This window comes from Streptomyces albus subsp. albus, assembly GCF_000719865.1.
In the GTDB taxonomy this organism is placed as follows: Bacteria; Actinomycetota; Actinomycetes; order Streptomycetales; family Streptomycetaceae; genus Streptomyces; species Streptomyces albus_E.
Window position 1 is genome coordinate 1 of the sequence record NZ_JOID01000083.1, and the last position, 1,330, is coordinate 1,330.

Sequence of the window (1,330 nt, forward strand, 5' to 3'; positions counted from 1 at the left end):
CTTCCTGCCGACCGCCCCGAACTGAGCCCCACCGGCCACCGCGGCCGCGAACTCCTCCGCCTCACCGCCCAGCACACGACGCGAACCCGCACCCTCGTCCAGGCCGAAGGCGGCCTTCTCGGTGAGGGCGGCTCTCTTGACCGCGGATGCCCGCGGATCAGGTGCCGTCTCGGCCGCGCGGCTCGTGCCGGCTGTCCCGATGGTCACCGACAACGCTGTCAGCACCATCAACGGCAGCGCCAATACACCCCGATATTTCATTTTCATCCTCGTCATGAGCGTGAGCACGCAGGAGACAGGGCTCCGGTGCTCGCAAGAACAGCGGCCCGGCCCGAGCAGGACCTGCCAGGGCCGGGCCGCCGAGAGAGAAGTGATCCCCGGACGGCTACTTCCGGAACTGGATCCCGTCGTTGAAGATCTGGTCGATGCCCACGGCACGGTCCCAGACCTGGACGTTGTCCATGGTTCCGGGGACGTTCTCCCGGAAGGAGCCCTTGTAGAAGAGCCGGCCGATCTGGAGTGCGCTGTTGGCCCGCCACGGGGTCGTGAACTCGGCGGCCGTCTGCGGCTTGCCGTTCACGAACAGCTGGACCGTCTTCGCCGACGCGTCGTACACCCCGGCCAGATGCGTCCACACCCCGGCCCGCGCTGTATCGGAACTGGTCGAGCGGATGATCGTCGTGTCGTCGGTGTCCTTCACGTGGCGGTTGAACACCCATTTGTCGAAGGACTTCGAGTAGTACAGCTGGAAACCGCTGGCGCGATCGCCGGCCTGCGACACGAACGTGTAGTTCCCGTCCTTGTCGTCCAGCTTCACCCACGCCGACACGGGCATGGGTCTCCCCCGCACTCTCGTCCAGCGGGAACGACGCCAACTCCTGGAGATGGGCCGGGAGCTGAGCACTCGCCACGGCCGCCGCGTCGGCCTGCGTCATCGGCGACTGCACCACCCGCACCTCGTCGAGGCTCGCGGCCGCGTGCTCCTGCCAGACACCGCGCCACCGCAGCCGCCCCAGCTGCAGAGCCTCCGAGGCCCGCCACGGAGTGGTGAACTCGGCGGCCGGCTGCGCCTTGCCGTTCACGAACAGCTGCACCGTCTTCGCCGACGCGTCGTACACCCCGGCCAGATGCGTCCATACGCCGGTCTCGACCGCACCGGTGCCCAGCGAACGCGCGATCGTCGTGTCGTCGGTGTCCTTCACATGGCGGTTGAACACCCACTTGTCGTAGTACTTCGAGTAGTACAGCTGGAAACCGCTGGCGCGATCGCCGGCCTGCGACACGAACGTGTAGTTCCCGTCCTTGTCGTCCAGCTTCACCCACGCCGACA

At 67.2% G+C, this 1,330-nt stretch carries 2 protein-coding genes and 1 pseudogene; all 3 read right to left on the reverse strand.

The genetic code is table 11. The annotated features are described in order from the left end of the window. Positions 1–288, reverse strand: a 288-nt coding sequence (locus IF83_RS30890; protein ID WP_037682093.1) for a hypothetical protein, incomplete at its 3' end; no start/stop codon positions are given. A gap of 97 nt (positions 289–385) precedes the next feature. Further along, on the reverse strand, positions 386–835 hold the full coding sequence (locus IF83_RS0129470) for a LamG domain-containing protein (RefSeq protein ID WP_030549450.1): 450 nt from the start codon (positions 833–835) through the stop codon (positions 386–388). Between the two features lie 97 nt (positions 836–932). Next, positions 933–1,319, reverse strand: a pseudogene (locus IF83_RS35605) (LamG-like jellyroll fold domain-containing protein); the annotation flags it as partial. Positions 1,320–1,330 lie beyond the last annotated feature (11 nt).